Genomic DNA, 913 nt, shown 5'->3' with positions numbered 1-913 from the left:
CGCCCCGTTGCAACCCGTGAGGTGAGGGTCGACAGCGAGCGCCGGCGCTGCGAGGCGTGCGGCACGCGGACGCGTGCGGATTGGCGCTCGCGGCGCTGCGTGACGACGCTCACCGGCTGCGTGGGGCTGTCGGTGCAGGTGCGGGTATGCCACCGGGAGGGATGTCTGCTGGAGGGCGTGCCGCTGAGGGCCGAGGGCGAGGGCCGCTGGGGCCTGCCCGAGCACGAGTTCGGACTGGACGTGCTGGCCTTCATCGGGGCTCAGCGCTATCGGGAACACCGCAGCGTGCCAGAAATCCACGCCCTGCTGCGTCAGAAGGGCGTCGCCATTTCCGAGCGCACCTGCACCAACCTGCTCGACCGCTACGACGAGCTCGTCAGCCTCAAGGCGCTCGACTCCGGGAGGCTGCAAGAGGCGCTCAAACGCCAGGGGCGCGCGGTGCTTGCCATTGATGGGCTCGCCCCAGACGTCGGGCACGAGGTGCTCTGGGTGGTGCGCGAGTGTCTCTCAGGCCAGGTCCTGCTGGCGCGGCCCCTGCTGTCCGGGGGCGAGCAGGAACTCGTACCGCTCCTTGAGGAAGTGAAGCGCGCGCTGGGGCGAGTGCCCATCGTCGGCGTGGTGTCCGATGGGCAGAGGAGCATTCGCAACGCGCTGGCCCACGCACTGCCCCAGGTGCCCCACCAACTATGTCACTTCCACTACCTGCGGGAGGCGGCCCGGCCCCTGTACGAGGCCGACCGGCATGCGAAGAAGGAATTGAAGAAGCGGGTGCGCGAGGTGAGGAAAGTCGAACGGGCCGTGGAAGGCCGTCAGGACGCGGGCGCCCGCGCCACGCGCGCCTATGCTGCGGCGGTCAGGAGCGCGCTCACCGACGACCACCGCCCGCCCCTCAACCCCTCCGGCCTGCTGCTAC

General features: G+C 70.4%; 1 protein-coding gene. It reads left to right on the top strand.

The features are described from left to right. Positions 1-126: 126 nt before the first annotated feature. Positions 127-913, top strand: a 787-nt coding sequence (locus G4D86_RS51735) for a transposase (RefSeq protein WP_420821905.1), incomplete at its 3' end; no start/stop codon positions are given.

This window comes from Pyxidicoccus caerfyrddinensis (genome assembly GCF_010894405.1).
Classification (GTDB): domain Bacteria; phylum Myxococcota; class Myxococcia; order Myxococcales; family Myxococcaceae; genus Myxococcus; species Myxococcus caerfyrddinensis.
This window is presented reverse-complemented; position numbering and strand designations above follow the sequence as displayed.